Source organism: Terrisporobacter mayombei (genome assembly GCF_020748465.1).
Lineage (GTDB): Bacteria > Bacillota > Clostridia > Peptostreptococcales > Peptostreptococcaceae > Terrisporobacter > Terrisporobacter mayombei.
Genome location: NZ_JAHZMP010000001.1, coordinates 1,021,007 through 1,043,135, shown reverse-complemented (window position 1 = coordinate 1,043,135; position 22,129 = coordinate 1,021,007). Strand labels below are relative to the sequence as shown.

Sequence of the window (22,129 nt, the reverse complement as noted above, 5' to 3'; positions counted from 1 at the left end):
CTACATTAAACTAGGCCAACAGAAGTTAATAACACATCTATTATTTTTATAAATATAAATGGAGTTATTACGCCACCAAGTCCATATACCAATAAATTTCTAGAAAGTAATTTGCCAGCAGATACCTCACGATATTTAACACCATTTAATGCCAATGGAATCAAAGCAATAATTATTAAAGCATTGTATATTATTGCTGATAAAACAGCACTTTGTGGGCTGTGAAGGTTCATAATATTCAATGCAGAAAGTTGAGGATACAAGCCTAGAAATAGAGCAGGTATTATGGCAAAATATTTTGCAAGGTCATTTGCTATAGAAAAAGTAGTTAGACTACCCCTTGTCATCAAAAGTTGTTTACCAATACGAACGATATCTATAAGTTTAGTAGGTGATGAGTCTAAATCAACCATGTTACCAGCTTCTTTTGCAGCTTGAGTACCAGAGTTCATAGCAACAGCAACATCAGCTTGAGCAAGGGCTGGAGCATCATTTGTTCCATCACCAGTCATAGCGACTAAATGACCTTTTCTTTGATATTCTCTGATTAATTCTAGTTTTCCTTCTGGTGTAGCCTCTGCAAGAAAATCATCAACTCCAGCTTCGGCAGATATGGCAGCTGCAGTAAGAGGATTATCTCCAGTTATCATTATTGTTTTAATACCCATTTTTCTTAAATCAGCAAACTTTTCTTTTACGCCTTTTTTTATAATATCTTTTAAATGTATTACCCCAAGTATTTTATGATTTTTAGTAACTATTAATGGAGTACCACCTTGGTTAGATATTTTTCTTACAACTTCATCACATTCATCACTATATATGCCACCAAATTGAGAGACATAGTCTTTTATTGCATCTACAGCACCTTTACGAATTTCATCTCCATTATAATCAACACCACTCATACGAGTTTTAGCAGAGAAGGAAATGAAATTAATATTTTTATCATTAAGATTTCTTCCTCTTATATTAAATTGTTCTTTAGCAAGAATTACTATACTTCTACCCTCTGGAGTTTCGTCAGCTAAAGATGATAATTGTGCAGCATCAGCTAAATCTTTAGGAGAAGTACCATCTACAGGAATAAATTCACTGGCTTGACGATTACCAAGTGTTATAGTTCCTGTTTTATCAAGCATTAATGTATCCACATCTCCAGCTGCCTCTATAGCACGGCCGCTCATTGCAAGTACATTTGCGGAATTTAATCTGCTCATACCGGCTATACCGATGGAAGAAAGTAGAGCACCTATTGTTGTTGGAGCTAAGCAGACAAGCAAAGCTACTAATGTAGTTATAGATGTTGGATTATCTATTACTGCTTGATTTGCGGCAAAATCAGAGTAGGTATAAAGTGACATAGTAACTAAAATAAATATTATTGAAAGAGCTACAAGAAATATTTCAAGAGCTATTTCATTTGGCGTTTTTTTTCTTGAGGCGCCTTCAACCATAGCAATCATTTTATCAAGGAAACTTTCTCCTGATTCGTTAGAGACCTTTATTATTATCCAGTCGGAAATTACTGTAGTTCCTCCTGTGACGGCACTTCTATCTCCGCCAGCTTCACGTATAACTGGTGCAGATTCACCAGTTATAGCACTTTCATCTACAGAAGCAGCACCTTCAATTACTTCACCATCAGCAGGTACTTGCTGATCAGCCTTAACAATCACTATATCGCCTTTTTTTAAAGTAGCAGATGGAACTACAGTTATATTATCTTTTTCAATTAAAGATGGAATTTTATATGCATTTACATCATGTTTACTTGCTCTTAAAGTATCTGCTTGAGCTTTACCTCTACCTTCAGCTATGGATTCTGCAAAATTTGCAAATATTACTGTAAACCAAAGAATTATTGCTATAGACAATGTGTACCCAGGTGAAGCATCTTTAATACCAAACAATGACGCTACCCAAAGCAAACTAGTTAATATAGCAGATATATAGACCAATAACATTACAGGATTTTCCTTTTGTGTTTTTGGATTTAACTTTATAAATGAATCTTTTATAGCTCTTTTAATCATGTTTTTATCTGAAAGAGCAGTTTTTGTATTATTATTCAATTAAGGTCACCTCCTATAAGATTGAGCTGAAATATTCAGCGATTGGTCCTAGTGATAATGCTGGGAAAAAGCTAAGGGCACCAATTAATAAAATAATCATAATTAATAAAAATACAAACATGGCATTTGTAGTTGACAATGTACCTGCTGTAGTAGCAATTTTTTTCTTTTGAACTAAGCTACCAGCAATAGCCATAATGCCTATCATTGGAATAAATCTAGCAAACAACATACACAATCCTAAAGTAAGATTCAAAAATACTGTATTTGCACCAAAACCAGCAAAAGCAGATCCGTTATTTCCGCCTACTGATGAATAGGCATAAAGTATCTCAGAAAAACCATGAGTACCAGCATTGTTTAGACTATCTGTAATACCAGGCCAAACTGCTGCAATACCGCTACCAATTAATATAGCAATAGGAGTAGCAAGGCAGACAAGAACTGACCATTTCATTTCGTAAGGTTCAATTTTTTTACCTGAAAATTCAGGTGTTCTACCAACCATAAGTCCTGCAATAAATACAGTTAGTATGGCAAAAGCTAACATTCCATACAATCCACATCCAACACCACCAAATATTACTTCACCAAGTTGCATTAGTAACATGGTTACCATTCCACCTATAGGAGTGTAACTATCATGCATAGAATTTACAGAACCATTTGAAGCAGCTGTAGTAAATGTAGCCCATGTAGATGAAGCAGCTATACCAAAACGAGACTCTTTACCTTCCATATTTCCGCCAGATTGACCTACAGTGGTCATATCAACAGCACCATTTTGTGAAAGTTGAGGAGTAGCATTTTGTTCACATACAGCAACTGCTCCAAGAGCTATTATAAGAACTATAAACATGGCCATAAAAATTGCAATACCTTGTTTTTTGTTTTTAACATTTCTACCAAATGTGAAGCATAAAGCTGCAGGTATTAGTAGAAGAGAAATCATCTCAAGTAAATTAGAAATTATTGTAGGATTTTCTAAAGGATGAGCAGAGTTCACACCATAGAATCCACCACCATTAGTACCAGTTTGTTTTATTGCTATTTGACTGGCAGCAGGTCCAAGAGGAATAATTTCCTCGTCTACAATTTCTGCATTATTAATTACTTTTCCATTAACAGAGACTGTATTAGTCTTTAAGTCAATTTTTGCATTTTCAATAATATTACCATTATTATCAACAGCAATAGGTTCAATTAGCTGAACAGTTTCAGCAGGCTTAAAGTTTTGAACAACACCTTGAGATAAAAGTCCAATAGAAATAACTATATTCAAAGGTATCAATACATAAAGTATTATTCTAGTCATATCAACCCAGTAGCTACCAAGCCCTTTTGACTTGACCTTCACAAATCCACGAATTAAAGCAAATAATATAGCGATACCTGTTGCAGCTGAAACAAAGTTTTGAACTGTAAGGCCAATAGATTGAGTTAAATAACTTAAAGAAGACTCACCACTATAGGCTTGCCAGTTAGTATTTGTTATGAAACTTATAGCTGTATTTAAAGATAGATCCCATGGTACACCAGGTAACTTTTGAGGATTACCAATTAAACGACCTTGAAATAACTGAAGAAAAAATAAAAACATTAAACCTATTCCATTAAACACTAAAACAGAACAAATATATTTTTTCCAGTTCATTTCTTCATCACTTTTAACTTTTATTACTTTATAAATAAATTTTTCACATGGATATAAAAGTTTTGATAAAAATACTTTTTCTCCATTCATTACTTTACCTATATATGAACCAAGCGGTATGGCAAGCACTATAAGAATTACTAAATAAATTAAATACTGCAAAATTGTGTACGTCATTGTTTATCTCCTCCCATAAGAATTACAAAATAGTAAATTAATAAAATTATTGCAACTAGACCAATCGTCCAAATTATTATTTGCATTTCTTATACCTCCTTTTTTTATAATTCAATTATAAGAATTGATGTTTTAAAAAGGTATTAAGACTTATAGGATGAGCATTAAAATAGTATTAAGATTGGTTACATTCATATGAGAGATGAAATATCTTTGATAGATGTGATATTGTCATTGCCTAAAAATTTGCATAAAAAAACCGGAGCCATAAGAACTCCGATTTTATAATAAATAATTAAAGTAATATTTATTTTATAACAATTAAATCTTTAGTTACATTGTTTAATACTTCACAACCATCCTCAGTTATTAATACTAAGTCTTCTATTCTAACTCCAACTTCACCTGGTAAGTAAACACCTGGCTCAACTGAGAATATCATACCTGGTTTTAATATAGCTTCATTTACAGAAGATACATCACCGAACTCATGGCATTCCATTCCTATAGAGTGACCAGTTCTGTGAGTAAAGTATTCTCCGTAACCTTTTTCAGTTATGTAGTCACGACAAGCGTTATCTACATCACAGAATCTATTTCCTGGTTTACTAGCAGCTATACCTCTTAAGTTAGCTTCTTTAACTATTTCATATACTTCTTTTCCTTTTTCAGAAACTTCACCTAAAAATACTGTTCTAGTCATATCAGAGCAGTATCCATCTTTTACACAACCTAAGTCAAGAACAACTGAATCTCCGAATTTACCTTTAGAGTTGTCTGATTCGTGGTGAGGGTCAGCAGCATTAGCACCATATCCTATAATTGGATCAAAAGAGTGACCTGAAGCTCCACCTTCAAGATACATTTCTAAAATTTTGTCTGCCATTTCTAATTCAGTGTAACCTTCTTTAACAAGAGGCATTAATCTTTCTATAACGCTATCATTTAATTTCGAAGCTTCTCTCATTAATTCTTGCTCTTTTTCATTTTTAATTTGACGAATGTCATCTATTATGAATGATCCATCAATAAATTTAGTAGCATTTAATTTGCTCATTAAAGGTAATAAGAACTTAGCTGGCCAAACTTTATCTATACCAACTATAGTGCTTTGTCTCATGCAGTTTGCTAACATTCCTACATAATCATCAATATCATCAAAGTAAACTATTTCAGCTCCTTCAATTGGAGTAGACTGTGGGAATAATTTACCTATGAAAAACTTATGATTGCCTTCAACATCAAGATAAAGAGCAAGCATTCTTTCGCCACAATTTAACATACGGCCTGTTAAATAACATATAGAAGCTGGATCAGCTACTATTAATTGAGGAACATCGTTTTCCTTCATTGATGTAATAATTCTTTGTAATTTCATTTGATCCATTAATAAATCCCCCTATTGTAAAGTACAAATTAATTAATCTAAAAATTCATTTATTTAAATTAACTAAGATTATTGTAATATTCATGTCTAATAAAGTCAATATTAGTCATTCAAAACTTAAAAAAATAAAAAAATAAAACATTTAAAGTGCGTTAAATTATTAATAAATTAATAATATTACTGTTGGCATGTAGTTATAAGAAGTAATGTGGCAAATAATTGTAAATTTATAAAAAAAAAAAATAATATGTAGTGTAATTATTCTAAGATTATATTATAATTACAGATGACAAGACATGTTAAATGCAAATATATATTACAAATGAAATAATTATATTCAAACGTATATGACTTGTAGACAACTTAATATCAAATGTTTAACAAAATATTATATATAGGGGTGGATAGTATATGAATATAGCAGGTAGAGTATCTGCACTTAGAGAAATAATGGAAGATAGAAACATTGATGTTTACATTATTCCTTCTGCAGACAATCACCAAAGTGAATATGTTGGGGAATATTTTAAATCTAGAAAATTTATTTCAGGCTTTAAAGGTTCAGCAGGAACTGTAGTAGTAACTAAAGAGAAAGCTGGATTATGGACTGATGGAAGATATTTTATTCAAGCTGAAAAAGAGTTAGCAGGAAGTGGTATAGACCTATTCAAAATGGGAGAAGAAGGAGTACCAACTGTTAATGAATTTGTTATAGAAAATATAGAGATAGGTGGAAAATTAGGCTTTGACGGAAGATTGATAGCAGCTGGTGAAGGATTAGAACTTAAAGAAGAATTAGAGAAGAAAAACGTTATCATTAAGTATGACGAAGATCTTATTGATTCTATTTGGGAAGATAGACCTGCTTTATCAGAAGAAAAGGCTTTCGCATTAGATGTGAAATATGCTGGAGAAAGCTTCCAATCAAAAATAAATAGAATAAGAAATGTAATGAGAGAAAATGGTGCGACAACTCATGTAGTAACAACTTTAGATGAGGTAGCATGGATATTTAATATAAGAGGAAATGATGTAAGTTATACACCAGTAGTGCTTGCTTATGCAGCTATAACTCTTGATAAAGCTTATTTATTTATTAATGAGAATAAACTTGAGGATTCTGTTAAGTCAGAATTTAATGAATCTAATATAGAAATAAGACCATATAATGATGTTTATGATTTCATAAAAGGATTAGATGAAAAAGAAGTTATAATGCTAGATCCGGAGAGAGTAAACTATTCTTTATATAATAATATTTCAGAAAATATTAAAAAAGTAGAAATAGAAAATCCTGCAGTTTTAATGAAGGCAATGAAAAATGAAACTGAATTGAAAAATATAGAAAATGCATATATAAAAGATGGCATAGCGTGTACTAAATTTATGTACTGGTTAAAAACTAACGTAGGTAAAATTGAAATTAGTGAACTTAGTGCATCAGAAAAGCTATTAAAGCTTAGAAAAGAACAAGAAGGATTTTTTGATTTAAGTTTTGAAACTATAGCAGGTTATAAAGAACATGCTGCTATGATGCATTATGCAGCAACTGAAGAAAGCGATTACAAAATAAAAGCAGAGCATATGTTCTTAGTAGATTCTGGAGGTCATTATTTAGAGGGAACTACAGATGTAACAAGAACATACATATTGGGAGAAATATCTGAGGAATTTAAAACACATTATACTGCAGTAGCAAGAGGTATGATAAACCTTTCCATGGCTAAGTTCTTACATGGATGTAGAGGATATAACTTAGATATACTTGCAAGAGGACCAATGTGGGATATGGGAATTGACTATAAATGTGGAACAGGACATGGTGTTGGATATATGTTAAGTGTGCATGAAGGACCAGCTGGATTCAGATGGTATATTGTACCTGCAAAACATGAAACAACTCCTTTCGAAGAAGGAATGGTTATAACAAATGAACCAGGAATTTATATGGAAGGTTCTCATGGAATTCGTATAGAAAACCAACTAGTTGTTAAAAAGCTAGAGAAAAATATAAATGGACAATTCATGGCATTTAATGCAATAACTATGTGTCCAATAGATTTAGATGGAATTAATCCAAGTTTAATGACTGAAAGAGAAAAATCGTATTTAAATGATTATCATAAAAACGTATACGAAACAATCAGTCCTTATTTAAATGAAGAAGAAAGAAACTGGTTAAAAGAATATACAAGAGCAATATAGTATTGAAAATTAAAAAAATAATAATTATAAAAGTTTGAAATAAGCTTAAGGAGTTTGAATCTATCAAAGATATCTATTAAGATATCTTTGATAGTTATCATAAAACTGTGTACGGACAATCAGCCATATTTATTAACAGCTTAGGAAATGACTGATATGGAAGATACACAAAAAATACATTATATGGGGGACAACATGGAAAACACAGTTAAATCAAAAAAGAAACCTTTAGCTTTCTATTTATGCTCAGGCGCTTTTTCGTTTGAAAGATCAGCATACTATGGAAGTAAAGGAATATTGTTATTATTTATTGCAGCAAGCGTTGCAACAGGTGGACTAGGACTTACATCAGATCAAGCAGCTTTAGCAGTATCTAACTTAGTAGCATTTACTTACTTGGCACCAATATTTGGTGGTATGGTTTGTGATAGATGGGTAGGAGCTAGATATGCCATACCAGCGGGAATGTTAATAATGGGTGCTGGTTATTTTATAGGGGCTAATGCTACAGATATATCAGGAATTAATATAATGATAGCTTTAGTTGCTTTAGGTACAGGTTTATTTAAAGGTAATTTATCTGCATTAACAGGTACTTTATTTAAAGATCAAGATCAACTTGACTCAGCCTTCTCAACACAATATAGTTTCATAAATATAGGTAGTTTCTTTGGAACAACTTTCTTTGGATTTGCTTATATGTATTTATTTAATAAAGGTGGCGTTTTAGGATATACAGCATGCTTTAAATTCTCGGCAGCCATAATGATAGTTGGAGCAATAATATTTGTTTTAGGATGGAAGCTATTAGGAGAACATGGTAAAAAGCCATTCTTAGCTGGTCAAGAAAAAGATGATAGTACTAAAAATGATAGCAAAGAACCATTAACTGTAATGGAAAAGAAAAGAGTAATGGCTATAGTTTTAGTTTCTACTTTCTCAGTAATATTCTGGTTATTCTGGTATGTTACTTACCTAGCAGTTTATGATTATGGTGGAGCATTTGTTGATATGTCAATTGGTAACTTCCAAGTGCCATTATTATGGTTTGACTCAGAAAATGCATTCTTATGTATTGCTCTTGGACCAGTTTTAGGTTCTTTATGGTACAAACTATCTCAAAGACCACAAGGTGACTTATCTTTATTTAAGAAAACAGGTATAGGATTGGCTTTCTTAGGAGTTGCATTCTTAATGTTAGTTGGAGCTGAATTTACAAGAGGAATAGGTGCTCCAGAAACTGCAAAAGCTTCTATAATGTGGATAATAGCATTTGGATTCTTCTTAAGTTTAGGGGAGATGTGTTTCTCTCCACTTGGAAACTCATTTGTAAGTAAATATGCTCCAAAAAAATACTTAGCTGTATTAATGGGAGTTTGGACTTTTGCTACATTTATAGCTGGTAAAACTCATGGAGCAATATACAACTTTACAAAGCAATTTGATATGATAACAGTTTATACTGTAATACCAGTAATATTATTTGTTTGTGCAGTAGCATTATTTGCACTAGATAAAAACTTAAGCAAATTAGTTGCTGATGATAATGAAAATGGTGAAAACAAAGTAGCTTAATTATCATACAGTATCATAATAAAAATATTACAACTGGGTTCTGAGCTGTTACAGAACCCAGTTTTTTATTAAATTAAAATAAATTTTTCAACAGAAGGAGATTGAAACTATGAGAGCTTATGAAAGAATGTTAAATTATGTAAAAGTATGGACTACTAGTGATGGTAGTAGCGAAACTGTACCTTCTACTTCTCGTCAATTTGATTTAGCTAAATTATTAGTAGAAGAGATGAAAGAACTAGGAATAGAAGATGCTCATGTAGATGATAAATGTTATGTTTATGGAACTTTACCTGCAACAAAAGGATATGAAGACAAATCTAAATTAGGATTTATAGCTCACTTAGATACTGCAGAAGATATAAGTGGACAAAATGTAAACCCACAAATCATAGAAAATTATGATGGAGAAGATATAGTTTTAGGAGAGAGTGGAAGAGTTATAAAAGTTTCAGATTTTCCACATTTAAAAAACTTTAAAGGAAGAACTTTAATAACTACAGATGGAACTACTTTACTTGGGGCAGATGATAAAGCAGGTATAGCAGAAATAATGACTGCAATAGAAATAATACAAAAAGAGAATATACCTCATGGAAAGATATGTATAGGATTTAATCCCGATGAAGAAATAGGTACAGGAGCTCATAATTTTGATGTTGAGAAATTTGGAGCTGATTTTGCATACACTTTAGATGGATGGTTAGAAGGACAAATAGAATATGAAAACTTTAATGCATCAGGAGCAACATTTGAAATAAAAGGTATAAATGTTCATCCAGGTAGTGCAAAAGATATAATGGTAAACTCTCAATTATTAGCTATGGAGATAAATTCAATGTTACCAAATGAAACTCCAGCAACTACTGAAGGATATGAAGGGTTTTATCATTTAATGGAAACTATAGGTTCAGTTGAATATTCTAAATTAGTTTACATAGTTAGAGATCATTATGCAGATAAGTTTGCTGCAAGAAATGAATTTTTACAAAACATAGAAAAAACTATGAATGAAAAATACGGTGAAGGTGTAGTAACTCTTACTATAAAACAACAATACAGAAATATGAAAGAACAAATAGAGCCATGCATGCATTTAATAGACAATGCTAAAAAAGCTATAAAAGCAGTAGGTTTAGAGCCAACTGTAGATGCTATACGTGGAGGAACTGACGGTGCTCAATTAAGTTTTAAAGGACTTCCTTGTCCAAACTTAGGAACTGGTGGAGCAGCTTATCATGGAGCTTGTGAACATATAAGTGTTGAAGGTATGGATAAAGTTGTTGATATAGCTATTGAATTAGTTAAAATATATGCAGAAATGTAATTATTTTTACATAGTTAATTAAAAAATAGGGGAATAAATATTGAGATTTATTCCCCTATTTTTATTATGAATCTTTTTTTATTAGCCAACCATAATATCCCTTATCATTCTTTTCATACTTAAGTATGGCATCAAATTTATTGCCGTCCTTACCAGTCATAGACTTGACTTTAGCCTCACCTTTTTTAAGTAAACTTTTAACCATAGTTTTTGTTGGCTTCTTTTTAAATAATTGTAGGTATTTATCATCTTTGAAAATACCATATTTACAATTATTATAATTTGTGCAAAAGAATCCTTTTTCGCTTTCCATAACATCGCCACCACAAACTGGACATTTTCCTAGGGAAGTATTTTCAATTGATTTAGATGCATTGGTAGCAGTCTTTGTAGATTTCTTAGAGGTTGAATTTTTTTTATCGCTTACAAACTTTTTAGTTTTTGCATTATAAGTGAAACTTTCTGTAGAGATCTTTTTTTGTCTATCATATTTAATACGATTTACACTATTCCAAATAAAGCTCATTATATTGTTTAAATATTCTTTTCTAGTAAACTGCCCTTTTTGAATATCACTTAGGCTTTTTTCTAGTTTACCAGTATAATCCACGTCAAATAGTTCTTTAACAGGGAAGATTTCTACTAGATTTTGACCTAAGTCAGTTATAAAATAAGATTTTCCTTTTTTACTTACATATCCAACTTGACCGATTTTCTTAAGTACATCAGCACGAGTTGCAGAAGTTCCTATGGAATAACCAGATAATACAGCTGTATCTTCTTCAGATACATTTTTACCACAATTTTTCATGGCCTTAAGCAAAGTATCCTCAGTATATGGTTTAGGAGGGGTAGTTTGTTTGCTTATAGGTTTTACTTCAATAACATCTACCACTTCATTTTTATCCATCATAGGAAGTAAATCGTCTTTTTCTTCCTTATTGTAAACTTCCAAATAACCTTTAATTTTTAATACTTTTCCTTTAGTAAGGAAGATATTTTTATCCACATCAGTTTTAATTTCTGTATTTTCATACTCTGCAGGTGGCATAAAGTTAGCAATAAACCTATCTTTGATAGCATTGTAAACAATAGCTTCATCTGATGTTAGATTTGTAGGAATTATGTAAGTAGGTGTAATGGCACTATGGCTATCAACTTTTGAAGAGTCAAAAACTCTTTTTGTTTTTGTAAATTTAATTTTACCTTCATATGGTAGACCTTTTTTTAATTTATCTAAAGTTTGAGCAGTCTTATCTACTAAACTTTCTTCAAGATAAATAGAATCTGTTCTTGGATAAGTAATATATCCACCTTTTCCTTTACCTTCATATAAAGACTGACAAACGTTAAGAACTTTATCTGAAGTAAAGTGACTATATTTAGAAGTTATAAAACCTTGAAGTGAAGTCAGAGAGAATAATTTAGGAGAATATTCTTTAGAAGTAGTAACTTTTTTATCTGTTATCGTACCTTCTTTAGAAGTAATACTATCAATTATTACTTTAGCTTCTTCAGGTGTATCAAATTTACTATTTTTATTTTTAACTAACTTACCTTTATACTCACCGTTTTTACATCTAAAACTTCCTTCTATTTCATAATAAGTTTTTGGAACAAAGTTTCTAATTTCCATGTCTCTATCGTAAACTAGTTTTACAGTAGGAAGTATAACACGTCCTATGTTTAGTAATTTACCATTCCCATATTTAAGAGTGGCTATGGAAGTAAAATTTATACCTATTAGCCAGTCTGTGATTAGCCTTGTATAACCAGCAGCTTGTAGGTTTCTCATTTCTTCATCGTCTTTAAGATTTTGAAGTCCTTTTGTAATATCTTGAGGAGTCCACTCATTAACTAATATTCTTTTTACAGGCTTCTTATTTTTTGCCATAAGAAAAATTAAAAAAGATATTAGCTCACCTTCTCTATCATTATCTGTTGCATTTATTATATATTCAACATCATTTCTATTTAACAAGGTTTTAATTACATTAAATTGATCTTTTTTAGAAGCTTCAACTTTAAATTTAAATCTATCTTGAGGGATAAATGGAAAACTATCCATCTTCCATGATCCAGAATATTTATCTTTATCATAATCTTTCATATCATACAGAGATACTAAATGTCCAACTGCATATGTGACAATATATTCATTTCCTTCAAAATATCCGTTGTGCCTAGTTTTTGCACCTAAAAAGGATGCAATAGTCTTAGCAACAGATGGTTTTTCTGCTAAAATAAGTTTCATTTCATACCTCCTTTTGAACATTACAATATTACCATATATATTGGAACTACTCAAGTATTTGGAAATTAAATTCTTATACTCTTACATAATATTATATATTGTAGTAAAATATAAAAGTGCTTTAAATAAGATGAAAAATAATATGTTTAAAAGGAGATAACAGCATGAAAAATATAAAAATTCAATATCTTAATGATGAAATAAAAAGATTAGAATACATAGATGGAAAGTCTGACTGGATAGATTTAAGATCTGCTGAAAAAGTTGAATTAAAAGCAGGAGAATTCAAATTAATTCATTTAGGGGTGGCTATGGAGTTGCCTAAAGGTTATGAAGCTCATATAGTACCAAGAAGTAGTACTTTTAAAAACTTTGGAATAATTCAAACTAATCATTGTGGAATAGTAGATAACACATATTGTGGATCAAATGATTGGTGGTTTATGCCAGCATTTGCTCTTAGAGATACAGTAATAGAAATAAATGATAGAATATGCCAATTTAGGATACAAGAAAATCAACCAAAGATAGCTTTTAATGAAGTAGAAAGGCTTCAAGCAGAAGATAGAGGCGGAATTGGAAGCACAGGCAAACAATAATATATTTATATAATAATAGGCCAACTAATTTATAGTTGGTCTATTATTATATCCAAAAATTACTTGATTACTCATGTAAATAATGTAAATACATTTAAACTTATGGACAAAAACTTACATTTTTGTAATAATACTAATTATAATATTTAAAATTATTAAGAAAGTTATCTTTAAAAATTGACAATATAGAAAATAGCACTGTGAGAGGAGTTGAGTAAATTATAACTGTAAGAAGTTATAATATATTTATGAGTATTGATAAAAAATACGTTTTAACAGGATTAGTAGCATCGTCAATTATGTTACATACAGGAATGACCACAGCATTTGCAGATACTGAGTATAGAGTTATAACAGCAGACACGGTAAACTTTAGAAGTGGACCATCAACAAGTTATTCATCAATTGGAAAGTTCAACAAAGGTGATAAAGTAGAATATTTAGGAGAAAGCGGTTCCTGGATAAAAGTTAAATATTCTAATAAAACAGGATATGTTCATGGAGATTACGTTGGAAAATATACGTCAAGCACAAAGGCAAAATATGTAAACACTACATCATTAAACTTTAGAAGCGGACCATCAACAAGTTACTCAATAATAGGAAAACTATCAAGTGGAACTAAGGTAGAATTAATATCAACATCAAATGGATGGTCAAAAATAAAATATGATGGTAAAACAGGATATGTATCAAGTCAGTATTTAAGTAGTAGTGCCCCTGAATCAAGTGCTACGACAACAAAATATGTAAATACTTCAACTTTAAATGTTAGAAGTGGGCCATCAACAAGTTATTCAGTAATAGGAACACTATCAAGTGGGACTAAGGTAGAAGTAATATCGACATCAAATGGATGGTCAAAAATAAAGTATAGTGGTAAAACAGGATATGTATCAAGCCAGTATTTAAGTAGTAGTGCTTCTGATAACTCTACTTCAACATCTTCATCAGTAAGTAAAGTTATATCTCTAGCTAAAACTTTACTTGGAAAGCCTTATGTATGGGGAGCTCAAGGACCTAGCAGTTTTGACTGCTCGGGATTTACTTACTATGCATTTAAAAATGCAGCAAATGTAAGTTTACCAAGAGTATCTAAGGATCAAAGTAATTATGGGGCTTATGTAAGTAAAAGTAATTTAAAAGCTGGAGACTTAATATTCTTTGATACAAGTGGATCAAATGATGGTAATGTTAGTCATGTCGGAATATATTTAGGAAATAATGAGTTTATACATGCGTCATCAAGTAAAGGAAAAGTTGTAATTTCTCAAATGAGTTCTTATTACAATGGAGCATTTGTAAACGCTAGAAGAGTATTATAAATTAAAAACTGCCTCTATTTTTAGAGGTAGTTTTTTGTTTAAAAAAATTTTTTATAGTATTTGAACAAACACAAATTATTGCAAACATGCATATATTTACAATAATAGAGTTTTTCTATTAAAATTATCAACAGGAGTTGATAATATTATAACATTAAGTTATAAGAGAAAGTATGATTGCAAGCATAAATAATAAAATAAAAATAGTTAATATAGATAATTTAAATTTTAGGAAGGGGCCTTCTACTGATTATGAAATAATACAATCTCTACCTAAAAATACTCAGGTTGAAATATTACCACAGTCAGATGGATGGATTTTAGTTAGATATAAAGATATACTTGGATTTTTATCTATCGAATATTTAAGTGATAGAACAGTACAAGTAGTAGAAAGGTGAAAAAGTATGTCAATGTAAGTGTATTAAATTTTAGAAGTAGTTCATCAACAAAAGCTTCTATTATAGGAACTATATCCAAGGGAAGCGAGGTAGAAGTAATATCAACATCATATGGATGATCAAAAATAAAATATAATGGCAAAGAAGGATATGTTGCAAGTATCTATTTAAGCAATAAAATATCAGATATTAGCCAAATAACAATTTCAGTAAGTGCAGAGAATATAATTGAATATGCTAAAAGCTTACTTGGTAAAAAGTATGTTTGGCAGATGAAGGTCCTGATACTTTTGATTGTTCTGGATTTACTTGGTATGTATACAAAAACGTAGCAAGAATATCTTTACCACGTTCATCAAAGGAGCAGGGAGCGTATGGAACATATATTAGCAAAAAGGATCTACGACCTGGAGACTTAGTATTTTTTGATACTTTAGGAGTTATGGATAATGTTATTTCTCGTGTGGGAATTTATTTAGGAAATAATCAATTTATACATGCATCTTCTAGCCAGGGTAAAGTATCAATTTCACAATTAGATAGTGATTATTACTTAAAAGCTTTCGTTAATGGAAGAAGAGTTTTAAAATTATTAAGACTTTGTAATTTACATATTTATACAAAAAACAAATATGCTATAATTTCAACATAGGGGATAAAGATTGTAGGGGGGGAGAAAAATAGATAACTATGAATTGTCAAAGTCATATGAAGAAAGTTTGTCTTTATATGACAAAAAAGTGAAGGGGATTTATTATACACCCAAAATAATTGTGAACTATATATTAGAAGAAGTATTTAAAAGTCATAATATAATTAAAGATCCAGAGCCTAAGATTTTAGATTTATCTTGTGGATGTGGGAACTTTTTAATAGAAGCATATTATATGATATATAAATTAATAAAAAATAATATAGATGAGATAAATGAAGAATACGGTGAAAATTATATTAATAATATAAGTGATCATATTATAAATAAATGTATTTATGGAGTAGATATAGATAAAGATGCAATAAATATTTTAAAAGAAACCTTAAATAAAAAGAAATCATATATTCACAATGAAGAAAATCAAGCAACAATAAATAACATAAGTTGTGAAGATGCTCTAAAAAAGAATTATAATATGAAATTTGATTATATTATAGGAAATCCACCATATATAGGGCATAAGATGCTAGATAAGGAATATAAAAAATTTTTATTAAGTGAGTATAAAGACGTTTATAAAGATAAAGCTGATATGTATTTTTGTTTTTATAAAAAAGCTTTAGATTTAATAAGTGATGAAGGTAAAATAGGACTTATTACACCGAGATACTTTTTAGAAAGTCCATCTGGCAAACTTCTTAGAGGTTATCTTAGGAGTAATTGTGACATAAAAAAGATTATAGATTTAAAAAATGTTAATATATTTAAAAATTTAGGAATAGCACCTCTTATAGCAATTTTGGAGAAAAAAACCAATTATAATATATTAGCTGCATACAAAATAGGAGACAATACAAATATTGAAAATATAAAAGACTTAAAAATATTATTAAATAGTGAGAAATGTGAAAAAATAAGTATTAATCAAGTAGATTTAAAGAATAATTGGATAATACTTAATTATGAAGACAAAATGCTTTATGAAAGAATAGTGCAAAAAAGTGAATATGATTTAGAAGATATTTGTATAAGTTTTCAAGGTATAATTACTGGTTGTGATAAAGCCTTTATATTAAATATTGAAGATGAAAGAATAGAACATATTGACGAAAAGCTCTTAAAGTCATGGATAAAAAATAGAAATGTAAATCAATATATAATAGAAGAAGGTAATCAAAAGTTAATTTATGCAAATGATATTAAGGAAATTCATAAATATCCTTACATAGAAGAAAATTGCTTCAAACCTTACAGAGATAAATTGGAGAAAAGAAGAGAATGCATTAAGAAAGTTAGAAAATGGTATGAACTTCAATGGGGAAGAGATACTAGTTTATTTGAAAGAAAAAAAATCATGTATCCATACAAGAGTTCTAATAACAAGTTTGCCATAGATGAGAATAATAATTTTAGTAGTGCAGACGTATACTCATTCTATATTAAAGAAGAATATGAAAACGTATTTTCTTATGAGTATATAGTGGGAATATTAAACAGTGAAATCTATGATAGATATTTTAAAATGATAGGAAAAGGTATGGGAAATAAAATATATGATTATTATCCAAATAAAGTAATGAAATTAAAAATATTTAAAGATGAGAATTATAGCGAAGTAGAGTCTCTTAGTAAAAAAATAATTTCAATAAAAAAAGAAGTTGAATTGATTAAAAATAATAAAAAGTTGCAAGGTAAAAAAAATGCCATTAATAAGGAAATTAATTACCTTGAAAATGAAAGCCATTTCCTGCAAAATAAAGTTAACGAATTAATTAATAAATCACTTAACTTATAGCAAGTTTACTCAATTTGATTCATATAATAAAATAATGAATTATTTGGGGGTGAGATGAGTGATAAATATGAATATAAATGAAGAAGAAAAGAAAGTTTATATTGATGTAAGTGGTTTTATAAGTAAAAGAGAAGCAAATAATTTTTTAAATACTTATAAGCAAACTATGGAAAATAAAAAATCATCATCGTATAAACTAGTAGTTTCTCCATCTTTTTTCGAATGCGAAGATGAAGATGATATCAGAACAGTATGTATGGCTTTCTTAAAAACAGGATATAAAAAAATTTATCTCGTTGATGAAGAAAATTATATAATGAACAACTTATCACTAAAACCGATTGAAAAGAAATTATTTTTAAAGTCAGTAAAAGTTGTAAATACTAAAGGGGCTATAAAATAACATGTAAAAAATATGGAGAATGTATTATATTATATATATTCTCCATGAAAAGTTAGGTGATAAAATGAAAAAAGGTCTTGTATTAGAAGGTGGGGGAACAAAAGGCGCTTATCAAATAGGTGCATATAGAGCCTTAACAGATTTAGGAATGCAATTTACTGGCATAGCAGGAACTTCCATAGGAGCATTAAATGGAGCGCTTATTGTTCAGGGAGATTTCGATGCTATGGAAGATATTTGGGTAAATTATGATTATAAAAGCTTTATGAATATAGATGAAGATACATATGAAAGATACAAAAATCTTGAAATGAAGGTAAGGAGCTTTCATGATGTGGTTGAGCTTATGAATAAAGCTAGAAAAAATCAAGGAATAGATATAAGCCCACTTAGAAAATTACTAGAAGAAAAAATTGATGAAGAGAAAATTAGAAAATCTAAAATTGATTTTGGTATAACCACAGCATATTGGGATGGAAAGATATTTCCGAAACTTCTATATACAGAGGATATACCAGAAGGAAGATTGATAGATTACTTAATAGCTAGTTCATCACTACCAATATTTCAGTTGGACAAGCTAGATGATAAACTTTATCTAGATGGAATGTTTTCAGACAATATACCAATTAATATGTTGGCACAAAAAGGATATGATGATATAGTAGTAATTAGATTAGTGGATGATTTTCTTGGGAAAATGATAATAAATCGATATCAAGATTTGAATTTAAAAGTTATAGTACCGTCTCAATGTTTGGGAGGTTCTCTTAATAAAGATAAGGATCATATTGAATCAAATATAAGGCTTGGATATCTCGATACTATGAAAGCTTATAAAAGATATGATGGAGTTAATTATTTCTTCAATCTTGACTGTAAATATAATGAGGATTATTGTTTTAATAAAATCTGTAATTTGAGTAAGGATACTATAAATGATTTATGCTATTTATTAAATATAAAAAAGGATATAAATCGTAGAACACTAATGGAAAATGTTATACCTAAAATTATAGAAGTTTTAGATATTGACAAAAACTCTTCTTACAAAGATATTTTTTACAGTATATATGAGAGAAAGCTTGAGGAAAATAATATAAATAGAGTTGAACTTTATGATTTTAATAAAGTCATCCAAATTTGTAATAAACAAATGAATGACGACAAGTTACTTGTCACTCACTCAACTAGTAAATTAGCGAAAATAATCACTAATTTGATTATTTATGATTTTAATAAATAAAAATAAGCTAATTATTTAATTAAATTTTTTAATTTGCCTGGAGGTTGTAAAATGGAAAAGGTAGTAGTAATCAAAAATGAAACAGGTTTACATGCAAGACCAGCTGGTATGTTTGTAAAAAAAGCATCAGAATTCACTTCAACAGTTGAAGTAAAATGCAAAGGTAAAGTAGTAAACGCTAAATCAATAATGGGAATAATGAGTTTAGGCCTTGGAAAAGGTGAAGAAGTAACTATATGTGCAGCTGGTGCAGATGAAGAAGCAGCAGTTAATGCATTAGTTGAATTAGTAGAATCTGGATTTGGTGAATAATCCAATATAAACCTGGGTATAAATTACCCAGGTTTTAATGTAATAATATCTTTAGGAGGAAAGCAACATGTTAAAGGGTATAGGAGCATCTCCAGGTATTGTTTTGGGGAAAGCGTTAGTAGTTGAAGATACGCAGTTAGTAATAGAAAGAAAAGCAATAACTGATTGTGAAGCAGAAGTAGCAAAATTAAGAACTGCTGTTGAAGTTTCAAAAGAAGAGCTAACAAAAGTAAAGGAAAAGGCTTTAGCAGAACTTGGTGAGCACGAAGCTGAAATATTTGAAGCACATTTATTAGTGTTAGAAGATCCAGAATTAGTTGAATCTGCTGTTAGTAAAATAAATGATGAAAAAGTTAATGCAGACTTTGCATTAAATGAAATAAAAGAAATGTTCGTAGGTATGTTTGAATCTATGGACAATGAATATATGAGAGAAAGAGCTGCTGATATAAAAGACGTAACAAATAGAGTTCTTAGACACATACTAGGTGTAAAAGTTGTAGACTTAGCTGACTTAGCTGAGGAAGTAGTATTAGTTGCTCATGACTTAACACCATCTGATACAGCAACAATGGATAAGAAAAAAGTTTTAGGATTCTTAACAGATATAGGAGGAAGAACTTCTCATACTGCTATAATGTCTAGGACTTTAGAAATAGCTGCTATAGTAGGCCTTAGTGATGCAACAAAAGAAATAAAAGACGGTGATTTCGTAGCATTTAATGGAGATACTGGTGAAGTAATAATAAGTCCAGATGAAGAAACTATAGCTAAATATACAAAATTAAAAACTGATTTTGAAGAGTATAAAAAAGCATTAGAATTATTAAAAGGTAAGGCTTCAATAACTACTGATGGAAGACATGTGGAGCTTGCAGGTAACATAGGTACTCCAGGAGATGTAGAAGGTCTTATAAAAAATGATGCTGAAGGTGTAGGACTTTATAGAACAGAATTCTTATACATGGACAGAAATGATTTCCCAAGTGAAGAAGAACAATACAATGCTTACAAGGCAGTACTTGAAGGAATGTCTGGAAAACCAATAGTTATAAGAACATTAGATATAGGTGGAGATAAAAAATTAGATTACCTACCAATGGACGAAGAAATGAATCCATTCTTAGGATACAGAGCTATAAGACTTTGCCTAGATAGAAAAGAAATATTTGTAACTCAACTTAGAGCTTTATATAGAGCAAGTGTACATGGAAAATTAAGAATAATGTTCCCAATGATATCTTCATTAGAAGAATTATTACAAGCTAAAGAAGTTTGTGAAGAAGTTAAAGCTCAGTTGAAAGCTGAAGGAATAGCTTATTCTGAGGGCGTAGAAGTTGGTATGATGATAGAAGTTCCATCTGCGGCAGTAATATCAGATGTACTTGCTAAGCATGTTGATTTCTTCTCAATAGGAACTAATGACTTAATACAATATACTTGTGCAGTTGATAGAATGAACCAAAAAATAAGTTACTTATACAACCAATTTAATCCGGCTGTACTTAGACTTATAAAAATGGTTATAGATAATGCGCACAAAGAAGGTAAATGGGCTGGAATGTGTGGAGAGTCTGCAGGAGATCAATTAATGATACCAATATTACTTGGATTTGGATTAGATGAATTTTCAATGAGTCCAATATCAATATTACCTGCTAGAAAATTAATAAATTCATTAGGCTTTGAAGACATGAAAAAATTCTCAGAGGAAGTATTATCTCTTGGAACAGCAGAAGAAATAAAAGCTTATGTAGAAAAAACTTTTAGTAAATAATTAACTTAAATAATAGAAAAAAGCTATCTTGTATAAGATAGCTTTTTATATACTAAGAAATTATAAATTTGGAGGGTATATGCATATTTTAGAAAATAATAATTTAATAATAGAGACTAAAAGTAGTGGAGCAGAATTAACAAGAATATATTCAAAAAAATATAAGAAAGAAATTCTATGGAATGGATATAAAAAATATTGGGGAAGACAGTCTCCTGTACTATTTCCCATTGTAGGAAAGTTAAAGGAAAATAAAACTTTAATAGAAGGTGAAATATATAATATAGACCAACATGGATTTGCTAGAGACATGTATTTTGATTTAATAAATAAAGATGAAAATACCATAATCTATAAGTTAACATCTAATGAAAAGACAAGAGAAATATATCCATATAATTTTAATCTATTCATCTCATACACAATAGTAGAGGAAAAAGTTAAGATTACTTGGAATGTACAAAATATTGATTCACAAGATATATATTTTTCCATAGGAGCTCATCCAGCATTTAATATTTCATCACCAGAAAACTTATCGGAGTACTATATTGAATTTAAGTGCAGAAAAAATGTCCAAAGAATTAATTTAGAAGGTCCTTATTATAACGAAATAGAGGAAGTAAACTCCCTATCTATATTGAAACTAAATCCTAGTATATTTGAAAATGATGCCATCATTTATACTAATATAGATGAGATTTCAATAAAATCTACAAAAGAAGAATGCTATATTAATATAAACTTCAAAGATTTTCCATTAGTAGGAATATGGACGCCATATTATAAAGATAGCAATAGTACTGCACCATTTATTTCTATAGAGCCCTGGTATGGATTGGCAGATAGTGTTGATTCTAACAAGATATATAAAAATAAAAAATATATTAACAAATTGAATGCTGGAGATAGTTTTGAAGTAAGTTATTATATTGAAGTTAAGTAAAAAGTAGATAAAATAA

At 29.8% G+C, this 22,129-nt stretch carries 18 protein-coding genes; 14 read left to right on the top strand and 4 right to left on the bottom strand.

Annotated features, from left to right (window positions below):
• Positions 1 to 5: 5 nt before the first annotated feature.
• The 3 genes from kdpB to K0039_RS04995 form a co-directional block, all read right to left on the bottom strand.
• Positions 6 to 2,075, bottom strand: a complete 2,070-nt coding sequence (gene kdpB, locus K0039_RS05005; RefSeq protein ID WP_228103934.1) for a potassium-transporting ATPase subunit KdpB — start codon at positions 2,073 to 2,075, stop codon at positions 6 to 8.
• Positions 2,076 to 2,088: 13 nt separating this feature from the next.
• The gene (gene kdpA / locus K0039_RS05000) at positions 2,089 to 3,906 is read right to left on the bottom strand and encodes a potassium-transporting ATPase subunit KdpA (protein ID WP_228103933.1); all 1,818 of its coding nucleotides are present in this window, start codon (positions 3,904 to 3,906) and stop codon (positions 2,089 to 2,091) included.
• Positions 3,907 to 4,213: 307 nt separating this feature from the next.
• Entirely contained in the window at positions 4,214 to 5,293 is a 1,080-nt protein-coding gene (locus K0039_RS04995; RefSeq protein ID WP_228103932.1) for a M24 family metallopeptidase, read from the bottom strand.
• Between the two features lie 411 nt (positions 5,294 to 5,704).
• Here K0039_RS04995 and K0039_RS04990 point away from each other — a divergent pair, with 411 nt between their 5' ends.
• The 3 genes from K0039_RS04990 (at position 5,705) to pepT (ending at position 10,400) form a co-directional block, all read left to right on the top strand.
• A complete protein-coding gene (locus tag K0039_RS04990) occupies positions 5,705 to 7,498 on the top strand; it encodes an aminopeptidase P family protein (protein ID WP_228103931.1) in 1,794 nt (597 codons plus the stop codon).
• 195 nt (positions 7,499 to 7,693) lie between these two features.
• Complete coding sequence (locus K0039_RS04985) at positions 7,694 to 9,073, top strand: peptide MFS transporter (protein WP_228103930.1); 1,380 nt, start codon at positions 7,694 to 7,696, stop codon at positions 9,071 to 9,073.
• 109 nt (positions 9,074 to 9,182) lie between these two features.
• Positions 9,183 to 10,400 carry a peptidase T gene (gene pepT, locus K0039_RS04980; RefSeq protein WP_228103929.1) on the top strand — a complete coding sequence of 406 codons (1,218 nt, stop codon included), beginning with the start codon at positions 9,183 to 9,185 and terminating at the stop codon, positions 10,398 to 10,400.
• A gap of 64 nt (positions 10,401 to 10,464) precedes the next feature.
• On the opposite strand, the gene K0039_RS04975 is transcribed toward pepT, so the two are convergent.
• On the bottom strand, positions 10,465 to 12,654 hold the full coding sequence (locus tag K0039_RS04975) for a type IA DNA topoisomerase (RefSeq protein WP_228103928.1): 2,190 nt from the start codon (positions 12,652 to 12,654) through the stop codon (positions 10,465 to 10,467).
• Between the two features lie 164 nt (positions 12,655 to 12,818).
• On the opposite strand from K0039_RS04975, the gene K0039_RS04970 reads away from it, so the two are divergent.
• The 11 genes from K0039_RS04970 to K0039_RS04920 all read left to right on the top strand — a co-directional run bounded on the left by K0039_RS04970 (position 12,819) and on the right by K0039_RS04920 (position 22,113).
• Positions 12,819 to 13,253, top strand: coding sequence for a dUTP diphosphatase (locus tag K0039_RS04970; protein WP_228103927.1), 435 nt, complete (start codon positions 12,819 to 12,821; stop codon positions 13,251 to 13,253).
• A 248-nt stretch (positions 13,254 to 13,501) separates the two neighbouring features.
• Positions 13,502 to 14,578 (top strand): C40 family peptidase, encoded by a 1,077-nt coding sequence (locus K0039_RS04965; protein WP_228103926.1) that lies wholly within the window; start codon positions 13,502 to 13,504, stop codon positions 14,576 to 14,578.
• 173 nt (positions 14,579 to 14,751) lie between these two features.
• Positions 14,752 to 14,979, top strand: coding sequence for an SH3 domain-containing protein (locus tag K0039_RS04960; RefSeq protein WP_228103925.1), 228 nt, complete (start codon positions 14,752 to 14,754; stop codon positions 14,977 to 14,979).
• Positions 14,976 to 15,098 (top strand): SH3 domain-containing protein, encoded by a 123-nt coding sequence (locus K0039_RS04955; RefSeq protein ID WP_228103924.1) that lies wholly within the window; start codon positions 14,976 to 14,978, stop codon positions 15,096 to 15,098. The genes K0039_RS04960 and K0039_RS04955 overlap by 4 nt, the downstream gene beginning before the upstream one ends.
• A gap of 146 nt (positions 15,099 to 15,244) precedes the next feature.
• A complete protein-coding gene (locus K0039_RS04950) occupies positions 15,245 to 15,631 on the top strand; it encodes a C40 family peptidase (RefSeq protein ID WP_228103923.1) in 387 nt (128 codons plus the stop codon).
• Positions 15,632 to 15,752: 121 nt separating this feature from the next.
• On the top strand, positions 15,753 to 17,429 hold the full coding sequence (locus tag K0039_RS04945) for an Eco57I restriction-modification methylase domain-containing protein (protein ID WP_228103922.1): 1,677 nt from the start codon (positions 15,753 to 15,755) through the stop codon (positions 17,427 to 17,429).
• Positions 17,430 to 17,487: 58 nt separating this feature from the next.
• Complete coding sequence (locus tag K0039_RS04940; RefSeq protein ID WP_228103921.1) at positions 17,488 to 17,832, top strand: hypothetical protein; 345 nt, start codon at positions 17,488 to 17,490, stop codon at positions 17,830 to 17,832.
• A 64-nt stretch (positions 17,833 to 17,896) separates the two neighbouring features.
• Positions 17,897 to 19,078, top strand: a complete 1,182-nt coding sequence (locus tag K0039_RS04935) for a patatin-like phospholipase family protein (protein WP_228103920.1) — start codon at positions 17,897 to 17,899, stop codon at positions 19,076 to 19,078.
• A gap of 51 nt (positions 19,079 to 19,129) precedes the next feature.
• A complete protein-coding gene (locus K0039_RS04930) occupies positions 19,130 to 19,390 on the top strand; it encodes an HPr family phosphocarrier protein (RefSeq protein WP_018591429.1) in 261 nt (86 codons plus the stop codon).
• 67 nt (positions 19,391 to 19,457) lie between these two features.
• Positions 19,458 to 21,167: a phosphoenolpyruvate--protein phosphotransferase gene (gene ptsP / locus K0039_RS04925; protein WP_228103919.1), complete on the top strand. Its 1,710-nt coding sequence runs from the start codon at positions 19,458 to 19,460 to the stop codon at positions 21,165 to 21,167.
• Between the two features lie 79 nt (positions 21,168 to 21,246).
• On the top strand, positions 21,247 to 22,113 hold the full coding sequence (locus tag K0039_RS04920) for an aldose 1-epimerase family protein (protein ID WP_228103918.1): 867 nt from the start codon (positions 21,247 to 21,249) through the stop codon (positions 22,111 to 22,113).
• The last annotated feature ends 16 nt before the right edge of the window (positions 22,114 to 22,129 follow it).